At 37.5% G+C, this 18,325-nt stretch carries 12 protein-coding genes; 8 read left to right on the plus strand and 4 right to left on the minus strand.

Going from position 1 to position 18,325, the window contains the following annotated elements; all coding sequences use genetic code 11:
- The first annotated feature begins 256 nt into the window (after positions 1-256).
- Positions 257-1,486 (plus strand): hypothetical protein, encoded by a 1,230-nt coding sequence (locus tag HT99x_RS11990; protein ID WP_075064690.1) that lies wholly within the window; start codon positions 257-259, stop codon positions 1,484-1,486.
- A gap of 4 nt (positions 1,487-1,490) precedes the next feature.
- Complete coding sequence (locus tag HT99x_RS11995; RefSeq protein WP_075064689.1) at positions 1,491-1,883, plus strand: hypothetical protein; 393 nt, start codon at positions 1,491-1,493, stop codon at positions 1,881-1,883.
- Between the two features lie 2 nt (positions 1,884-1,885).
- On the opposite strand, the gene HT99x_RS12000 is transcribed toward HT99x_RS11995, so the two are convergent.
- Together HT99x_RS12000 and HT99x_RS12005 are read right to left on the minus strand one after the other, a co-directional pair.
- Entirely contained in the window at positions 1,886-2,215 is a 330-nt protein-coding gene (locus HT99x_RS12000) for a hypothetical protein (RefSeq protein ID WP_075064688.1), read from the minus strand.
- Positions 2,216-2,372: 157 nt separating this feature from the next.
- On the minus strand, positions 2,373-3,584 hold the full coding sequence (locus HT99x_RS12005; protein ID WP_075064687.1) for a hypothetical protein: 1,212 nt from the start codon (positions 3,582-3,584) through the stop codon (positions 2,373-2,375).
- Positions 3,585-3,846: 262 nt separating this feature from the next.
- Here HT99x_RS12005 and HT99x_RS12010 point away from each other — a divergent pair, with 262 nt between their 5' ends.
- The 5 genes from HT99x_RS12010 (at position 3,847) to HT99x_RS12030 (ending at position 9,423) form a co-directional block, all read left to right on the plus strand.
- Positions 3,847-5,016 (plus strand): hypothetical protein, encoded by a 1,170-nt coding sequence (locus HT99x_RS12010; protein ID WP_075064686.1) that lies wholly within the window; start codon positions 3,847-3,849, stop codon positions 5,014-5,016.
- A gap of 107 nt (positions 5,017-5,123) precedes the next feature.
- Positions 5,124-6,479 (plus strand): hypothetical protein, encoded by a 1,356-nt coding sequence (locus HT99x_RS12015; RefSeq protein ID WP_075064685.1) that lies wholly within the window; start codon positions 5,124-5,126, stop codon positions 6,477-6,479.
- A gap of 82 nt (positions 6,480-6,561) precedes the next feature.
- Complete coding sequence (locus tag HT99x_RS12020) at positions 6,562-7,458, plus strand: hypothetical protein (protein ID WP_075064684.1); 897 nt, start codon at positions 6,562-6,564, stop codon at positions 7,456-7,458.
- 119 nt (positions 7,459-7,577) lie between these two features.
- Positions 7,578-7,913, plus strand: coding sequence for an SMR family transporter (locus HT99x_RS12025; protein ID WP_075064683.1), 336 nt, complete (start codon positions 7,578-7,580; stop codon positions 7,911-7,913).
- A 49-nt stretch (positions 7,914-7,962) separates the two neighbouring features.
- Positions 7,963-9,423 (plus strand): hypothetical protein, encoded by a 1,461-nt coding sequence (locus HT99x_RS12030; RefSeq protein WP_075064682.1) that lies wholly within the window; start codon positions 7,963-7,965, stop codon positions 9,421-9,423.
- Between the two features lie 9 nt (positions 9,424-9,432).
- Here HT99x_RS12030 and HT99x_RS12035 read toward each other — a convergent pair whose 3' ends face one another.
- Together HT99x_RS12035 and HT99x_RS12040 are read right to left on the minus strand one after the other, a co-directional pair.
- A complete protein-coding gene (locus HT99x_RS12035; RefSeq protein WP_075064681.1) occupies positions 9,433-13,557 on the minus strand; it encodes a DEAD/DEAH box helicase in 4,125 nt (1,374 codons plus the stop codon).
- Positions 13,558-13,610: 53 nt separating this feature from the next.
- Positions 13,611-14,693, minus strand: coding sequence for a hypothetical protein (locus HT99x_RS12040; protein WP_075064680.1), 1,083 nt, complete (start codon positions 14,691-14,693; stop codon positions 13,611-13,613).
- Positions 14,694-14,915: 222 nt separating this feature from the next.
- Between HT99x_RS12040 and HT99x_RS12045 the strand changes: the two genes are divergently transcribed.
- Positions 14,916-18,314, plus strand: coding sequence for a RasGEF domain-containing protein (locus HT99x_RS12045; protein WP_075064679.1), 3,399 nt, complete (start codon positions 14,916-14,918; stop codon positions 18,312-18,314).
- Positions 18,315-18,325 lie beyond the last annotated feature (11 nt).

Genomic DNA, 18,325 nt, shown 5'->3' on the forward strand with positions numbered 1-18,325 from the left:
AGCAAAGCAAGAAATGAGTTTGTGATAGCCAATATAAAATCCCTTTTTTTAATCGGCTTCAAGTTCTATCCCTTAAACGCATCACTACTCCTAAGCTCCCTGATGCTGCGCGGCATTATTCAAAACTATCCTGCAAAATGCAACCAAAAAATATCTAATTTATTCAGAATATTTGCGTGTACTTACGTCCATCGCTTTAGGATGATAAGGAGAACCTATTTAGTTAAATTAGTGTCTAAGCAGAAAATGAGAAAAAATGAACGGGGCGGCGGTCATGGTTGGGAAATATAATTTATTCAATTTAATGGGTTCTGAACCTGAATCTAAATTGAAACATATTTTGGCAACCGTTGATATTGACTATCAACAATACTTTCCAGCAGGTGCTAGTCACGAAGCTTCCAAAGAAGCCGTTCTTACCCATATTTTAAGCTCGCTACACACATCAAAAAAAATTATTACTTTCAAGCATTTAATTGAAAGTAATTTTGCAACTGATCAAAATGTGATACAAGAACAAAATCTTGAAAAAAACATCGAACAAATAAGAATCATAGCCGTTATTACCAAAAAATTACTAAATACGATATTAGAAGAAGCTATCAATAATTATTTAACGCAAGAACAAATTAAACATCTTACCCTTGCCCTGCATGAATTTATGGCTCGTTATCATAGGGAAAAAGATGACAGATTAAAAGTCGCTTATGAATCTGAAATTCAACGCATTATGTCTGATCAAATATATCAAAAAAACCTAGAACGTATTCAACAAGGGTACCTTGAGCGAATAAAAGAACATGACAATAAAATAGATCATATTCACAATCGAATTAAAGATATTAAAGAACAAAAGCAAACCATTGTTAATGAGACGATTACGAAAGTAGGCAATGAATTAGCAGATCATACTGCTAAAGATTCTGACCTCCTGGTATACCAAGATGTTATCTCTGCTGAAAATAGAGATGCCTTTCTAAAAGATTTCTTGCTTGCATACTACCAAGCAGAAAAAGAAGAGCTCAGAAAATACACGGAAATGGATAAAGCTGATCAGGCTAAAGTTTCCGTGCAGCTACCCTCTCTGATTAATTATCATCTTGCACGCAATAATAACAAAAACATTCATGAGCTTGCAAAAAAAGAGCCTGACTTTGAAAAGATATTTATTGATGTCGCTTTAAAACATAATGCTAAATTGCATTTAATGACCCATGAACAAATTAAAGATGAAGCTTCATTGTTAGCAGGAAAATTTAAACCTATCGCACAACAAATGATTCACGACAAGAAAGAAAAGATAATGCTACAACATGAACATGCCCATATTGAAAAAGCAAAACAACATGAAATATCACAATTTGCAATGCTTCAAGACAAATTAGGCATGCCTGCCGATGCCAAATTTAACAAAACACCTGCATCACTTGAATTTGATGATTTTCTATCGACCGTTGAAATAAAACCTAAAATGGCAATGAGGTAATCTTATGGCAACACCTACTCAAAATCCTGCATTCTATAAAGATTATACCTCTACCGAGATCCGTAAGTTTGAAACTATTCTTAAATTGATCCACTCACCACAGCCCAATGTCGCCTTAGCTAAAAAAATGGTAACGGATTTTGAAGATAATCGCGAATTGCAGCGATTTAAAGATTTCAAAGTGTCTTTTGAAAATGCCTTACAAATGTCGCAGAAAAACCTTGCTCAATATGAACAATCTCAAAAGATGTTAAAACAGCAAGAAACACAGCTTCAAGATAAAAAACAATCCCTGATACAACAACACTCCCAAAAAATAGGAGACAGTATCAAGGATCGTAAAATTTCATCTGAAAATACGCACGACAAATCCTCTACTCAAAGGCGGCTTCGCTAAATTCAACGAACTTTTACCGAACGACCTGTCATTGAATGAATAGATTGAAATGTGATTTCTCTTGATTCATCTATGCTTTGTTTTCTTTGCTTAATGCTTTGTGTCAGCATTGTTTTGTTTTTTGTTAATGAATCAATCTTCGATGATTTCTGACGTTCTTTAAGCAATGCTAAAAGACCATCAGCATATAATGTAAACCGTTCATATTTTTTTTGGTTATTATTTAAGGCTTCTAATACCGCATCAGCATCGCGATTTGCAGCATATTCGAGAAAGAGGGGATTAAATTCGGTTTTTTCTGATTGAGTAAAAACGATAGGTCCTTTTGTCATCTCAAACTCCAACTTCTACTACGATATAGCAACTGCTTAGAATAACACCTTGCAGCAACTATATGTTGACAAACTAAAAAAGCAAGTCAGATTCTACTTGCTTTTCCTGCTTTGTCAATTATTGTTGAGATGTTCAGGATTTTTGTTGGTTTCCAACTTATTTTTTCAATTTTAAGTTATTAACTAAAGTAACATGGTCATTCGATATCTGTTCAAGCATGGTTTCATCAAACTCACTTAATAAAGAAGTGAGATCTTCCCTCTCGAGATTGGTGAGTACTTTTTTACGATCCGCTTTTGTTACCAACTCACTGATTTGCTGTTCGCATTCTTTAAGCTTCTTTTTTTCTTTTTCAATTTCGATGGTTTGTTTTCGAGTCAAAGCTAAATGCTTTGATAAGGAAGTTTTAACCAGCTCATTGTTTTCAAAGTCTTCTAAGTGCTTCTGACAAACTTCATCTTCAGCTGCTATATTGACATAGCGATTTTTGGTTTTTTCACCTAACACTTTGACTTTCTGTAAAGCCGATGATTTTATTCTATCTTTATCATCATACCATTTTTGCAAAATCGGACGATAAGCAGCCTCAACGCGATAGCGCACTAGCATGCTATCCATTTTCCGCTCTTGCTTTATATCGTTATGCTGAATTTCTGATTGAATTTTGATATCAACCGTTGTGGTTTGAACGATTTCATCTTCCCTTATTTTTATATATTCTTTTATAAATAAGCTCTGATTTTCAGAAGTCATACCTTTAAAAAATATCAAGGGATACCGCCTCATTTCGATTAGAGATTGAATTAAATTTGATGTGTGAAATCTTCTAGAGTCAACGATCATCGACTGACAATGTAGTATTATTTTTACACTATTTTCACGCAATTGTATTAATGCATGAATTTGATGAATTAAATGAATACCATGGTGCAATCCCTTTCTTTGACTTGGGGTATCTATTGGATGGCATGATTCTGAAATAAATATTGTTTTAAAACGTTTTGCGGCATGGTAGCGTCTATTGGCAATCTTACCTTCGATAATGTGTTTACTCATCTGATGCTTTATCAGACTATCTATCAAATGCTCAAGGGTTGCCTTCAGCTTATCTTTACGAATCAACTTGGCAAAATAGCTTTCCTTATTTAGTATGAAATCTTGATTAAACTGCTCAAGTTCATGCTTCTCTACTTGCTCAATATTTTTATAAACGGTGAGTTTTTCAAGTTCACTAAGTAAATCTGTAACATTACGCAAGATATCGTCCTGGGGCATTTGTCGCTCATTCAGTTTAAATAGCGTCATCAGCACAACTTCTTGCGTTCGCTCTTGGCTGAGACAACTATTTTTGAGTTGTTCATTGCTCATTCGCACAGCTTTACTACTCCACCATTTGAACTCATCAGGAAGGATTTGTCATGTATATAAAACGTTATAGGTCAAAAATTGTTATTTGGCAGGGAAATTGAAAGAAAAATCAATTAAGTGTAATTACACACTTATATTTACAGAGAGTAAATTATCAGTTAGTCCAGCTATCCTGTACTTTTATCGATTAAATGGCTGATCTCATTATCGCTAGCACCTTGATACGCTAAACTCCGCGAATTCAATTAGACAACACAGAATCATGAGTACAACAGGCATCTCACAAAACAGCACCATCTTGAGCCCTAGGGACTCTCATTGCCATCATAAACTACCCTTTTATGAACGATTACGTCATTTCATTATCCCATTGCAAGCTCGAGCAAGCCTTTACATTAATCAATTAAATGCGCTTTTTGCAAATTTAGATGTTGATACTTTACGAAGCCCTCGTGACTTGACACAATTATTTGTATTTGCGCATATCGAAATTGATTTAGCTTCCATCAAGAGTAAGCAAAAGCAGTTACTTAATATTTTTTCGATTTTATTTGAAATACCGGCTATTAAAACAATTGCTAGCCAGGTTTTTCATGGACAACCATCCAAAGTATTATTTGTCAGTGATGATGAACTCTTTTCGGAAGGTGATTGCAATTATCAAAGCAGAATAATCCGCATTGCAAGCAATATAAGCATTTACGACATCATCTCTACGATGTTATTTGAATTTTGCAATGCTGCAAACACTTCTTTAGCAGTCGTATCGGTGAAACGTTTTCAAACAGCTGATGATTATGCACTCGCTATGGAAAGAGCCGAATATTTAACTTATAACCGACACATTCACTTGCTCGTTATTTTGCAACGTCAGGAATCATTTGTGAAGGTGCTAGAAACAAATGGCGAAGATCCAGACAAGATACAACGTGAAATTAATCGTTCATATCTTTCATTCTCCGAATATTGGCGCGGCGCAAATGATAGCCGTATTAAAGGTTATAGCCATAGTGAATATTATCGAATTCACTACAGGCAATTGCAAGAACTCAATCACATTTTTCATAAAAAAGATAATAAGCCCAGCCATTCTTCACAGCTGATTATTCATCAGCCTGTTATGTTAACAAGCAACCATGAAAAAAAACGACTAGGATTAAATGATTTGTTTCCTATTTTTTCATCGACAATGGCGAAAGATTTTTTACAAGCAATTCTGAAAAATGCCAATGCTATAAAAATACTCAATAGTTATCAAAAATCGATTGCACAACATCTTGCAAAACATGTGACTGAAAAAAATTTGCAAAAATTTAAAGCACTCAATCAGGCATCACAAGCGTACTTTTTATCGCAATATGCCATCCTTAATAGTCATCTTATCGAAATGCCACCTAAAATCTCTGCTGTGAAGACCACATCGTCGCTTTAATAGCCACATTTGTCTGTTTTTATTGTAATTTACTTCTTTTAAGTTTCACGGTGAAATAACATGCTCGAACATTTACAACTTAATATTTACAATTTAGGCAAATGATCATGCCAAGCAACATACTATTATCCACTGAACAAACACTTTTTTGTAAAATACGAGATAAAATAAGTAACCATGATCATTCTGGACTCTATCATGAGCTGCTTTATCAAGGCGGTTCTTTATTGGTAAATAAACTTACTGACGATCATGAAAGTTTATTACTGTATGCCATTATTTCAGGAAATGAAATAGCATTTGATTTACTCGTTGTATTTGGCTTCAAATTAGAGCCAAACAGTTCACAGTTGATTGTAGAACAATTAAATCAATCAACCGTACAACTCTCTGAAAAAATTTACGACCGAATGCTAGCACTTGCTTCGTCTTCCTATATCGTGAATGAAGAAGCTTTGCCTAAATTTTACCCACCCATGATAGTGGATGAGAGTGATACATTTACGTTTAATACCCTGCAATCTGATTTAACTTCATTAGGTGAAACAAAGTATATTTTTAAACGGTTATTTTCCGCACTATTCGAAACAGAAGAATTTTCTGCGTTGGTAACAGAAGCTTTTAATGGTCAACGTTTTAATGTACAAATCGTTAATCCTGATTATCTCTATTCTGAGGGAGATTGCTGCCATTATACTAAAACCATTCGTCTTGCTAATAATCAATCTTTATATAGTTTTATAACCACTTTGATTTTTGAACTCTGTAATGCCGCGAATACCAATCTTGCAACTCAAACATTTGCAGGTTCTTGCAACGCAGATGATTTTGCTTACAACATGGAACAAGCTGAATATTTATCTTATGAGCGCTATACTCGTTTACTACCAACGCTGCGTTCCAATTTGAGTCTTGCTTCTTTACTATGGCGTCATAACATTGATTTTACAGCAACGGTGAACAATGAAATTGTTAATTCGTATGCATCATTTGACAGTTACTGGAATTCAGTCAATGAAAATCATGGCAAGGAATATAGTCATAGCGAATCTTATCGAAGAGATTTTCGATATTATCAGCAACTCAATCACCATTTAACAAGCATGGCAGAACCGCATACCTCCCTTGAAACATGCCCTTCAATTGATATCGAAAATACCTTTACCCCTGGATATCTTGCCGCTATACAACCCATACCTGATACTATTGAACAGTATTTCACCTCTGATGCGGCAAAATCATTCTTATTATTATTGACTCAAAATCCAATGGCCTCTGAAATTCTTGGATTATATCAACCAGCTATTGCACAATCTCTCGCAAGACAATTCAACGAAGCAAAATTATTAGCTTTTAGCAAAATGAATCCGGCAACGCAGACTGATTTTATTCTACGCTTTGCCAAAGCGAATAAGCAAGAAATCGAAATGCCTAATCGTTCACTCGGTTGCAAAGCAGCATAAGCTCTTGAGCCTGGCAATCGTATCCGCACACAGGTGAATAGCTGCTATGATAATATGAGATACTTTGGGATAGCTCGAACTTATGACACGTAAATTCTTGTTATTCATTGGCACCTTACTCCTGATCATCATAAATAATCAAACGGTTGCTGATGATGTAATTAAATACACTGCTAAAATAAATAGCCGTATTGGCCCCATCGCCGTTCCTAAAGGATCAAAGCCCTTTATTGTTTTTGATGAAAAATACAATCCTGTCATTTATTTTGATGAACAACCCTATCAAGATAAATCAATGCGCTGCGATCCCACTATGTCAGAATACTATTACTTCCCGGTCTTTCCACGCATTTTTTATTCACCCTGCCCTTCGCGCACCCTAATTGCCAAAAATAACAATGATATTATTTGGAAATATCCTTTAGATGAATATGAAGGTGAGCCTATCGGTTATTCAACCAATGGCATTATTTTACATTCATTTGCAAAAGCGAAAATCGATATATTAGATTTTGAAACGGGTAAAATTCTGCAAACGGTTTCAACCGATACGATTAAATGCAGTGAATATCCAGGCACTGCATACTATGACAAACTCAATCACTTACTCTATGTTTATTGCAAAGAAGGCGCCTTAAAATCTTACGATGTGCAAAAAAATGAAGTTGCAACGGTTTTTGAGCCGGATAAGCAATTCTTAAGCAAAGTTTCTATTGATATGAATAATATGAAAATAGACTCCAGTGGTCGATATATTATTTTCTCAGAAACAATGCCATCACGATTATCAAGCTGGGGCGGCATTGCTGTCTACGATCTGCTCAATAAAGAAGTTATTTATCGCGAAAAAATTTATTCTTGGCCTTGGCATGTTGATGTCGCCATAGGAAAAAATAAAGATTTTGCTATTGCTTATCGTTGCAATGAAGGCGAAATCGATAAAGTATGTGGAAATTATTATTCAATCATCGCTAAATAAATAAATCTTCAGCACTCATTATTCAAACACTGATTAAGCACAACGTGCTTTCTCTCTAAGTTATCAAAGAACGTCTATATTATTAGAGCGTGAAACCACTTGGAGTAATCAATGATAATATGCATTATTTGTATCTCGCTTTCGCCATCATCGGAGAAGTCGTTGCAATCAATGCTTTGAAAGCATCTGATGAATTTACCAAGCTGGTTCCCGTTACAATAGGGGTTCTTGGCTACATATGCACGTTTTATTTCTTAGTTTTAGCATTACGTGTTATCCCTATTGGTATCGCTTATGCCATTTGGGCAGGAGTGGGCATCATTTTCATTGCAGCTGCTGCCTATTTCATTCATCAGCAATCACTCGATTTCCCTGCCATTATTGGCATTACCCTCATTATTTTAGGTGTTGTTGTTATCCAATTGTTTTCAAACACAACCCATAATGTAGGATAAATCACAAAAATTTGCTATTATCCCGCTCTTGTAGCAGTGAGGTAATAGCATGTTAACTTTTGAAGTCAGCCCCAAAGAACAACAAGCGTTAGATAGCATTAATAAATTAGTTCATCTGTGGAATCCTCCGACAACCGCCCCAGCAGGCAACCTCACTGCTATTATTGCTGCAAGCATTGATACTCACGAGTCATTTATCAATGCTTTAGTTCGTTTAAAAATCGCCTTACCTCATTTGGGCAATGTCGTCAAAAATCGTTTAAGTCATCTTAACACTGTACCGGCTAAGAACTTACAAGAACTCTATCAACTTGGCCAAGCTTATCAAGGATTGCGTGTTTTATTACAAGCAACTCATGATGTTCTGGAAGATAAATTTTCTCTTTTAAACAATCACCCACTTGAATCATCAGCAAAAAATGCGCTCGATATTTTATCCAAATTACAAGAAACTGTAAAAGCCAAACAATTTTCCGCATTAAAAACAATGATTGAAGGCTTTCGAATGCAAATCGTAGAAAATGTTCCCACCTTTACTACAATCAGAAGAGTTATTAATAAACAAATCGTCCTCAAGAATTTTGAATATCAAGGCTCGCATTATGCATTGGCTGCTCAGTTAAAAACCCAAGAAAATTTTTCCGTTTTAGCGACACCTCGTTTTGCCGATCTCTGTACATTCACTTTTTTTGCTAATGGTAACATGATTCCTATTAACTTAAGTGTTTACCCTCGCTATCCTTCCAAGAATGACAAACCTATTCCCTTCACGATCTTTCAAACCTGCGATGATGGGGCATCACAGCGCTTTCTGCAAAGCACATTGGTACAATCACAAGGTCACTTAAAGTATCAAGCGCCACAATTGGCAAGCGTATTAATGGGACCTTATGCTGAACTCAAATATACCCAAGTACTACCCTTATATTTTCAAACGATGGTTGAAATTGCCAAAAATCATCATTGTTATGAAATTGCTTTATATATTCCCTATGATTTTATCGATATAGCCTATGCTTTTGGCTTTTATAGCCAGAATTTCGTTGAGCAACAGCAATGCGAAAAGCGGGTTAAAATGCACTTTGCGACTGGAAATCTGCCTCCACTGTTACCGGCCACACTCAATCAATATGTTGAGGATATTGAATTATTACGTCCCGTTTACTTCCCAATCAGTGGTTTTGATTCTCGCCCTATTTATCTTAACGGTCAAACACAAACAACCACCTATAAGAAATTATGTAAGACACTTTCATTATTAGATGACCGTCCCTTTAATAGTGTGTTACCTGATCCTTATGGATTCATGGCAAAACCCTTTGTATCTGCTTTTCATGCAATCAGACAAAGAGAACAAACGGGACGTCCTATTAAAACTGTCACTAGCACCTATTGCAAAGAGCCATTAGATATTAACTTGATAAAACAAGAAGAAAGTTTAGCGTCTATTGGAGAAGTCAGTGTTAAAGCGTTTACGAATAAAGCAACGATATTGAGAGTATTAAAATAATGAATAATCTCAATGTATGATGACTTGTTTCGTTGACAACGCACTTACTTTATCGCCAGGCAAAATAATGCCAACTAAATTTAAAGGATCGACTGCGGCAATCGATAAAGTGAGGCTACTTGTTACTTCATTCTTTCTCGCTCGTAAAGAGGTAACCGCATAGGGTAACGCAAATTGCTCTCCTAAAAATCCATCAACAAATCGTCCTCCCCTGACTTCTCCCTTTTCTTCCATGCGTCTAAAGGTTAACAACAATTCACGCCAACGGGGAATATTTCTTTCTCGAACCAGTAAATCACGAAAAACCACACCATAACGATTTAACAACATCCAACAAGTTGCTTCTAGCCTCACGGCTGATTCTTCAAGTGCATGGGGAGCTAAAATTGACCATCTCCCTGTACTATAACGCATTTGCATCCGACGTCGCCTTTGATCAGAGCGTCGTTTGGGATCAATTAAAGCGCGCAAATTATCAAAACCATCAGCGGTAATACGTCCTAATGCCACCAGCTCCCACAAGCCTGATTCCACTTCCGCTTGTAATCGAGCAACCCCTCGAACAATATCAGCAAAAAAACTGGCGCCTTTTTGTTGCAAATAACGATAGATAAGATCCGCAACAAAGCTTACACCAAGCATTTCTGTTTCTTGATTCACAGCAGGTAACATCCAATCCATTTCCTCACGCACAAAAAAAGTGATTGGTGCAATACTTCTGGGTAGCATTGACTTATTCTCAACCGGGGATAAACGTCCCCAGCCAACGGCACCGCCTAAGCAGAATCTATCTAACCATGCTGGATCATAATCTAGCACTCTTTTTGCATAAATCTGTTTTTCCCAGGCATTAGCCGGTGCTTCAAATCCTTGTAATTGGTTTATGATCTGAAATAGCCCTTGCTCACCCACCAACTGGGTACCAGGCGCTATATGTTGCCATTCCAGTAACCAATGCATAAACTGCAAAGCAGTAACCGGTTGAATAGCTTCTCGCAACTGCGTTATCGTCATGCGATGAATTCTCGACAATAACCGTCTTTCACACCACTCTAAGTCTGTGATTTGTGTTCTAAACTGCCCACGTAAAATCAATCCACTAGTTTCTAATGCAACTAAAGCTATCTCAATATCATTGGATTCTAAATGAAGTTTTTGTTGAAGTTCTCGATTCGTCGTTGGCCCAAGATGAAATACCCAACCTTTTATCATTTCAAGAATAACCGCTTCTCTTGAAGGAACGATCTTTTCAATTCGTTTTAAAGCTGTCTTCATTTGGGCTTGTGGATAAACTGTTAAGAAAGATTCTATTTTCTCAGCACAAACCCATAGAGATTGATTATGACTGATTGCTTGCGTTGCTCTGCCTTGTTTTTCTAGTTCATCAAGAAAAACTTGCCAACTTTTTTCTGGTGGTAAAGCAATGACGGTTTGTAAAAAATCATGTAATTCATCTGGATTGCGAATATCAGGCCATGCCTGCTGGCGTACTTCTTCTATAGCGCCTTGATCAAGCTTACCCACCGTATCTAAAACACTTTGCGGTAAGGTACGACGCATTTGCACTGCGCGCGTTCTTCTTTCCTCTAAGGGAGCGTCATCTAAAAAAGCATAAGGATTCGCATTTAAGATACCATGCGCAAATACGGATGGCATCGGTGTATCAACGGCTAAACATTCAATCTCACCTGAACCTAGCTTTTCAATAACCTTTGTTAACCCTTCCACATCTAATGCCTCGGTGAGCGCATCTTTCATCGTTTCATCAATCAAAGGATGCGAAGGTAACTGAATATCTTCACCAGCTAAATTATCTTGGCAAGCTGCGGCATCAGGGAACACTGCAGCTAACAAATCATCGGAGAGAATACGCATGATATGCGGCGGCACTTTTTTACCGCTGCGAAAACGCACTAATGCTAAAGCTCTTACGGCGGTCCAACGCCAACGGATTTTAAAAATGGGGGATTGCAATACCGCTTGAATTAGCACTTCTTTTAACGTATTTGCATTTAAAAAACGAAACACATCTGCCAAAGGAAAACTGTGCTGCTCTGCTAAGGCAATATTTAGGCCATCATCTGTTGCAGCTGCTTGCAATTCAAAATTAAATGAGCGACAAAACCGTTTGCGTAAAGCTAAACCCCATGCTTTATTGATACGAGCACCAAACGGTGAATGGATCACAAGTTGCATGCCACCGCCTTCATCAAAAAAACGCTCAGCAATGATTCTTTTTTGGGTTGGCACCGCGCCTAATACTTTTTTACCTTCTGCAATATAATTCAATAATTGTTCTGCGCCTTGTATGTCGACTCCACAATGCGCTATAAGCCACTCAATAGTCGATGAACTATTTAATGCTAATTGATTTTCTATATTTTCTCTTAATGATGAAACCTGCAAGGATAATTCTTTGGTTCTGGCGGGTGCCTCCCCTACCCAAAATGGAATACTCGGAGGCGCTCCTTTTGCATCTTCAACAAGTACACGCCCTGAGGCACTTTCAACACGGCGTACTAACCATGATGTTGTTCCTAGCAGAATAATATCTCCGCGGGTACTCTCTACGGCAAAATCTTCATCTAAGGTGCCAACCATCGTACCATCAGGTTCAGCCACCACCGTAAACAAACCATTATCAGGAATTGCTCCGCCACTGGTAATAGCCGTTAAGCGACTGTGACGGCGTGCTTTCACTTGATGATTGACTTGATCTCGAAATAAATAAGCCCCATAGCGACCACGTGAACCTGCAATCCCTTCAGCAAGCATCGTTAATACTCGCAAAAAAGTTTCCCTAGTCAAATTTCGATAAGGATAGGCTTTTTTAATCAGTTGAAAAAGCCTATCTTCATCCCAATCATCGGTTGCACACAAGGCGACTATTTGTTGTGCTAACACATCAAGTGGTTCTAAAGGAACAATCAATTGATCTAAATCTTCTTCCTGAATCGCTTTTATCAGGGCAGCACATTCCAATAATTCATCACGCGTTGTGGCAAAAAATCGTCCTTTCGAAATAGCGGCGTGCCAGTGACCTGCTCTTCCTACCCGTTGAAGGCCTGTTGCAATCGCTCGAGGAGAACCAATTTGACAAACTAAATCAATGCTACCAATATCAATTCCAAGCTCTAATGAAGCCGTTGCGACTAAGGCCGTTAATTCACCGTTTTTCAAGCGTGTTTCTGCCTGTAAACGTATTTTTCGGGATAAGCTGCCATGATGCGCAGCGACTTTATCTTCGCCTAGACGCTCAGTTAAGTGATGTGCGACACGTTCGGCTAAACGACGCGTATTCACAAATATCAAGGTTGAACGATTTTCTTTTGCTAAATGAGCAATCCTCTCATAAATTTCATCCCACATTTCATGTGAAGCAACCGCACCTAATTCACTCCTAGGTACTTCAATGGCAAGATCTAATTGTCTTTTGTGGCCAATATTAATGATGGCAGGCATTGGCCGTGAAGATCCCGTTAAAAACTGCGCAACAATTTCCAATGGCTTTTGCGTTGCGGAAAGTCCGATTCGAATGGGCGAAATGGTGGTCAATGCTTCAAGCCTTTCTAATGACAGGCTTAAATGCGTGCCACGCTTATCATCTGCCATCACATGAATTTCATCGACGATAACCGTTTTCACGCTTGCCAATAGTGCGCGACTTTTGACGGCTGTCAATAATATATAAAGTGACTCTGGTGTTGTAATCAAAATATGCGGAGGATGTCGCAGCATTGCTTGGCGTTCTTTGGTTAACGTATCGCCCGTACGTACTGCCACTCGGATCTCTTGCATAGGCATTTGTTGTTCGTGAGCAAGCTGCTTGATTTGTGCCAAAGGCTGTAGCAAATTTTTTTGTATATCGTTACTGAGTGCTTTTAATGGCGAGATGTAAAGTACGGTCGTTTGATCATCTAATCTGCCTTCTAATGCTTGGCTAACCAATTCATTCAGGCAGATCATAAACGCAGACAACGTTTTCCCTGAACCGGTTGGTGCTGAAATTAAGGTACTTTTTCCTGCCAAAATGGCTGGCCACCCCTGTTGCTGGGGTTCTGTCGGCAATCCTAATGTTTGGTTAAACCAGGTTTGGATTAAAGGATGTGCCCATGCTAGATGATTAATACTCATTTTTTTATTATAGCATTACTAAAACCTATTTTAAGCGGGTCCTGCGCCAAGCTTTAGTGAATAGGTGGCTCAAATGGGCTATTCGTGGCATTGCTCTCAAGAATTTGAATGCGTTTAGTAAAATCGTTAAAGTCAGCACTGGCCAGTGAAAGATTCTTATCCGATACAAACTTAAAATAAAGCGCCTTATCATTGACAAAGAAGCTCATCACAATCACATTTAAATCACCTAAACTAGCGACGCCTTTAGCAAAAGAGTATCCGCGCCACATCCCACGACTTAGCATCGGTTCACTCACTTTGTAGCCAGAGAATTGTTCTTTGACAAATTCTTGAATATAAATCTCTTTTTCTTCTGGTAGGAAACTGGCAAATTTTTTATCTCCTTTTTGATAATCTACCGCGCCAATTTCATAAAGCGAACTTTTATCGGTACTGAGCTGTGCAATATGAATATCAATTTTTTCATTGGTATGCGTAATTGTTTCATGATATTCATCTGGAGAATAAAGTGACAATAAAGACACCATCTCTTTAGGCAAGATATATTCTTTATATTCATCTTTCCATTCAGGTGTCAGCAGTAATTTTAAGCGTTCATAACTCCCTTTAATACCCACCATATTTTCTTGAATTAGCTCGGGGGTAATATAAAATTTACCGGCCCCTAAATCTAAAGGGAAACGATTTGCTGCAGCTTCAATTATTTTTTCAGCATTTTCAATGACTGCTTGTGGTGTAAAATAAGGGGAATTTTGTTTCTCAAGTTGCCCTTTTAAACGCTCGTATTCATTACTCTTTTGCGCCATTTTCGCAAAGTAGCTGGTTTTTGCGCTTTCCCAAGTTTGGTATTGAAAATCTCTAATAATATCTAGGGCATTATGCACATCGGCGACAATTTTAGCTCGTTGATGCTCGTCATATTTGGCTTGCAAAATCAGCCAGAATTCATCATGCATGCTTTTGGTAACATAACCTCCCGTTTCATTCACAAATGAAAAATAGGCTGTTTCATCTTGCAACGTTACAGGCGCTGGGCTTGCTGGCACAGTTAAAGGCTCAGTTGCACGCAACAGGGTTACGTTAAAGCTTGCAACGAACAAAATAGAGGCGAGTAACGAGGAGTGTATTTTCATCAGTTTGTACAATTTCAGCTGTTAATTGGTAAAGTTAAATTACTGCCATATGATAACGACTAATAGTTATGGATGCCACAACATATTGTGATTAATTGATGTCTATTGCAAATACACCAATAGTATTTTGACCTCGATTTTGTTCCAGCCTTGTATAACATCACATTATGTCAGTAAACTAAAAGATATTATATTAGGTGTATACAACTGACGGAGTTCACCATGGATCATAATGCTAAAAGCATCCAGCGAGCACTCGCTCGATTTCGTTTTATTGCACCTATCACAAATACTAACCAAGCCGTCTTTGGTGACATCACGGATATACTCCGGGCAAGGGTCTCTAATGATCCTTTAACCGCTTTAAATGAATTGAGCGATGTTTATAACCAGCTCCTGCAGCAACCCAAGAAAAGAGGAGTACAACGCCTCATCTCTAATAAGACCTCGGGTATGAAATGGTCAGAAAATGCAACTGAGGCAACGGCGCAGCAACAATTGGTATTACACGCTTTACAGACACTCTATAAACAAAAATTAGATGCCTATCTAAAATCAATTCACGAAAATGCAGAGCATGATAAAAATGCAGCTGTTGAAGCTTTAAGAAAAAATCATGGCAAGATCTTAAACCAAAGACCTAACCCTCAAGAAAATCTAGCAGGGTTAATGAGTACCATGTTACAGGCAATTAAACCTCAAGTCCTCATGCCAACAACCGTACAACATGCACCAACTAATTCCAATGTGCAATGGCAAGCGCCAGATAAAGAAGCACGAATAAAAATGAATATTATTAAAGCGTTTGAGAAAGAACATGCCGGTAAAGTAAAAAAACGAGATGAGTATGTCGCGGCTCTTAACAGGAAGGATCCACAATATGCCTACATGGATCAAAAGGCAATTGAACAATTAAATGCTGCTATTACTGGCAATATGAAAAAAATGAATGAGTTTACTGCCGATCCTAATCCACAAGTGCGCAAGGCAGCTATCGAGGCGTTAACCGAGGCAGGTCTTTTGGGCAAAGTTGAAGATAATTTTCTTCATCAGTTATTGAGTGGTTTTAAAAATCCAGAAAAATTAAAAGAAAATGAAACAATCGAATATAGTCCAGAAGACATTGCCGCTTATGCTCATAGTTTATTAACCGTTATGAAACCTGAGGAAATATTTCAGGCCATCAATCAACTGTATCAAAAAACAACGTTAGCCTCTAGGAAAGAGCAAATTCTAAATAATGCAATGATTTTGCTACATGAGTTAATTTTAGTCGACAATATGCAAAACTTTTTTCCCAATTTTTCTCAAGAACTACCCAAAGACAATTTGACTGCTCAAGCATTTAATGGTCTCATTCACACCATAAAACAAGATGCAACAATAACCCCTGAATTAAAATCTTTAGCTGCTGCATTTGAACAAAATATCAAATCGGCATCTGACTTGGCAGCAGGTTTAAAAGAAAATAACCAACAACAAATCAATGCTTTATTAAGCCCTCTCAAAGGCGTTACGCCTTTAGATATCGATCAATTTTTAGAACATGAGCTGCTTGACGAAACCGTTTCAAGAAAACGATTAGATGAGGTGGCAAAAGTCATTGCGAGCGATTTCAAAAAAATAGGTATGGCACATCTTGTTAACGTCAAATCCTCTGACCTTTACCGACAAGCCTGGAGTAAAGCCGATAGAAAAGAGCAAACCAATATCCTTGCTTTCATGCGTTATGCTGATGCATTAACACACGCTATTGCTGATGATATTGTCAGTGCAAAAACCATTCAACATCAGCAACGAATCGCGCTTTTTTATTGCAAAGTATTAGAAGAATCTATTCGTACTCATGATTACAGTACAGCAATGGCAATTTATGGTGCATTCAATACAACCTCTGTTTTCCGTCAAACGCATCTTCACGAAAACAAAGAAATTGCTGCAATTCTTGATCGTTCTAAAAATGTCTTGAATCCGACTGACGCGGATCTGAAAAATTTACGAGCATTAATGAATGATCATAAAGACGAAATTGTTATTCCTTATATGGGCATGTTTACCAAAGATCTGACCTTTACCGATGATGGCTCCAAAGACCGGCTAGATAATGGTGATATTAACGCAAACAAATTAAATGTTCTCAGTAGAATTTATCAGCGCTTTGAGCATCTCACCAAACAAGTAAAAAAACAGAAACCAACAGGTCAGCAATCATCAATCAGAGAAAGAGTCAATCGTTTTAAAGTAGATGAAGACGTTGCACATCATCGTTCAATGTCATTCCGAGCACGGACAATTCTCTTATCGGACAATATGCCACTTGGCGAACTACTTGCTAAATTTCCCGCACAAGCTGTGCCTGTCTATCTTGAAGTTAAAATAAAGAAAGATGAAAAGGAATCTGTACTTTTAAATAAAAAGGCCTATAAGTTTATCATTAAACAAATTATTAAAAATGCGCATCAAGCAAATGAGGTCGATAAAGCGGCTGCTTATAACCTTATCAACAATATTGCCAAGGTTGCTGAAAAAAACAACCTTGACACAAAAAGATTAAATAAGCTTATTGAAGCTGCACGGGTGATAACAGAAGTTGATGCTGACACACAAAATACTATTGATTTTGTAAAAAATGCAACAGATAAATACCATCAAACCACTTCATTACAAGCAGAACTCAAAGAACATGGTAATCATGATGCAGCCAAACCATTAGCCATCAAAGCAGAAGAAATAAAAGATAAACTGACAAAAGCGACAACCAATCCTGATAAACAAATTTCTGAGCTTGCGAAAAAAGCTCTCGTGTTAGTAGATTTAATGGCTAATATTCCTACGTTAAGTGAAAAATATCAATCACTTAAAACTGAATTCACAACCATGCAACATGGTCCTGATAGCTTAAAAAGAAAAATTAGCATTCAAGATCAAATGGATAACATTGAAGAACAATTACGTAAAGCTGCAAAACATAGCGATCCACGAATCAGAACCTTAGCTGAAAACGCCTTAACAGCCCATAAAATTAGTGAACAAAAAGTAGCAAGGTTTCCTAGTAAAGCGCCGCAAAAAGCACAAGTTGACAAACGCAAAGCAATGCTTATCAGCCCTCACCGCCCCTTGCCTCTGAGTGAAGCTGTGCCGGTGACTGTTGTGACGCCTGATGCCTCTGCGACACCAACTCAAAAACCACCCTCTAATAACACCAATGAAAAGGTAATGAATGATTTTATTAATGACTTAGTTCATGCCAAAACTATTTTAGAGAAATTTCATGGCAAGCCTAAATATAAAGAACAAGAACGGCACAGTTTAAAATTAATCTTAAAGCAACTCAATGAAGCCAATACCGCTCATGCTACGACCATGCATGATCCAGCATTTAACATCTCTTTCCGTGAGTATGACAAGTTTTATGCAGTATCAACACTTGATTATGTTGCTCGCAGCTTAAAAGATAATCCTGGCATTGTCACTATTGAGCGATTATTAAATGAAACATCAAAGAATTGGCCAGAAGGAAAAGAGCTCTTAACCAATTTAAAAGCAACGCTCTCACAAGGTGCTACCCTTTCCCAAGAAGAAAAAATGGATGCAAGGACAACGTATAACCCAAGAAGATAAGACGAATGAGG

It is taken from the genome of Candidatus Berkiella aquae (genome assembly GCF_001431295.2).
Lineage (GTDB): Bacteria > Pseudomonadota > Gammaproteobacteria > Berkiellales > Berkiellaceae > Berkiella > Berkiella aquae.

What these genes read in the sequence shown, in the direction of transcription:
- HT99x_RS11990 (WP_075064690.1), top strand. Translation starts at nt 257, where the DNA reads ATGAACGGGGCGGCGGTCATGGTTGGGAAATATAATTTATTCAATTTA.
- HT99x_RS11995 (WP_075064689.1), top strand. Translation starts at nt 1,491, where the DNA reads ATGGCAACACCTACTCAAAATCCTGCATTCTATAAAGATTATACCTCT.
- HT99x_RS12000 (WP_075064688.1), bottom strand. Translation starts at nt 2,215, where the DNA reads ATGACAAAAGGACCTATCGTTTTTACTCAATCAGAAAAAACCGAATTT.
- HT99x_RS12005 (WP_075064687.1), bottom strand. Translation starts at nt 3,584, where the DNA reads ATGAGCAATGAACAACTCAAAAATAGTTGTCTCAGCCAAGAGCGAACG.
- HT99x_RS12010 (WP_075064686.1), top strand. Translation starts at nt 3,847, where the DNA reads ATGAGTACAACAGGCATCTCACAAAACAGCACCATCTTGAGCCCTAGG.
- HT99x_RS12015 (WP_075064685.1), top strand. Translation starts at nt 5,124, where the DNA reads ATGCCAAGCAACATACTATTATCCACTGAACAAACACTTTTTTGTAAA.
- HT99x_RS12020 (WP_075064684.1), top strand. Translation starts at nt 6,562, where the DNA reads ATGACACGTAAATTCTTGTTATTCATTGGCACCTTACTCCTGATCATC.
- HT99x_RS12025 (WP_075064683.1), top strand. Translation starts at nt 7,578, where the DNA reads ATGCATTATTTGTATCTCGCTTTCGCCATCATCGGAGAAGTCGTTGCA.
- HT99x_RS12030 (WP_075064682.1), top strand. Translation starts at nt 7,963, where the DNA reads ATGTTAACTTTTGAAGTCAGCCCCAAAGAACAACAAGCGTTAGATAGC.
- HT99x_RS12035 (WP_075064681.1), bottom strand. Translation starts at nt 13,557, where the DNA reads ATGAGTATTAATCATCTAGCATGGGCACATCCTTTAATCCAAACCTGG.
- HT99x_RS12040 (WP_075064680.1), bottom strand. Translation starts at nt 14,693, where the DNA reads ATGAAAATACACTCCTCGTTACTCGCCTCTATTTTGTTCGTTGCAAGC.
- HT99x_RS12045 (WP_075064679.1), top strand. Translation starts at nt 14,916, where the DNA reads ATGGATCATAATGCTAAAAGCATCCAGCGAGCACTCGCTCGATTTCGT.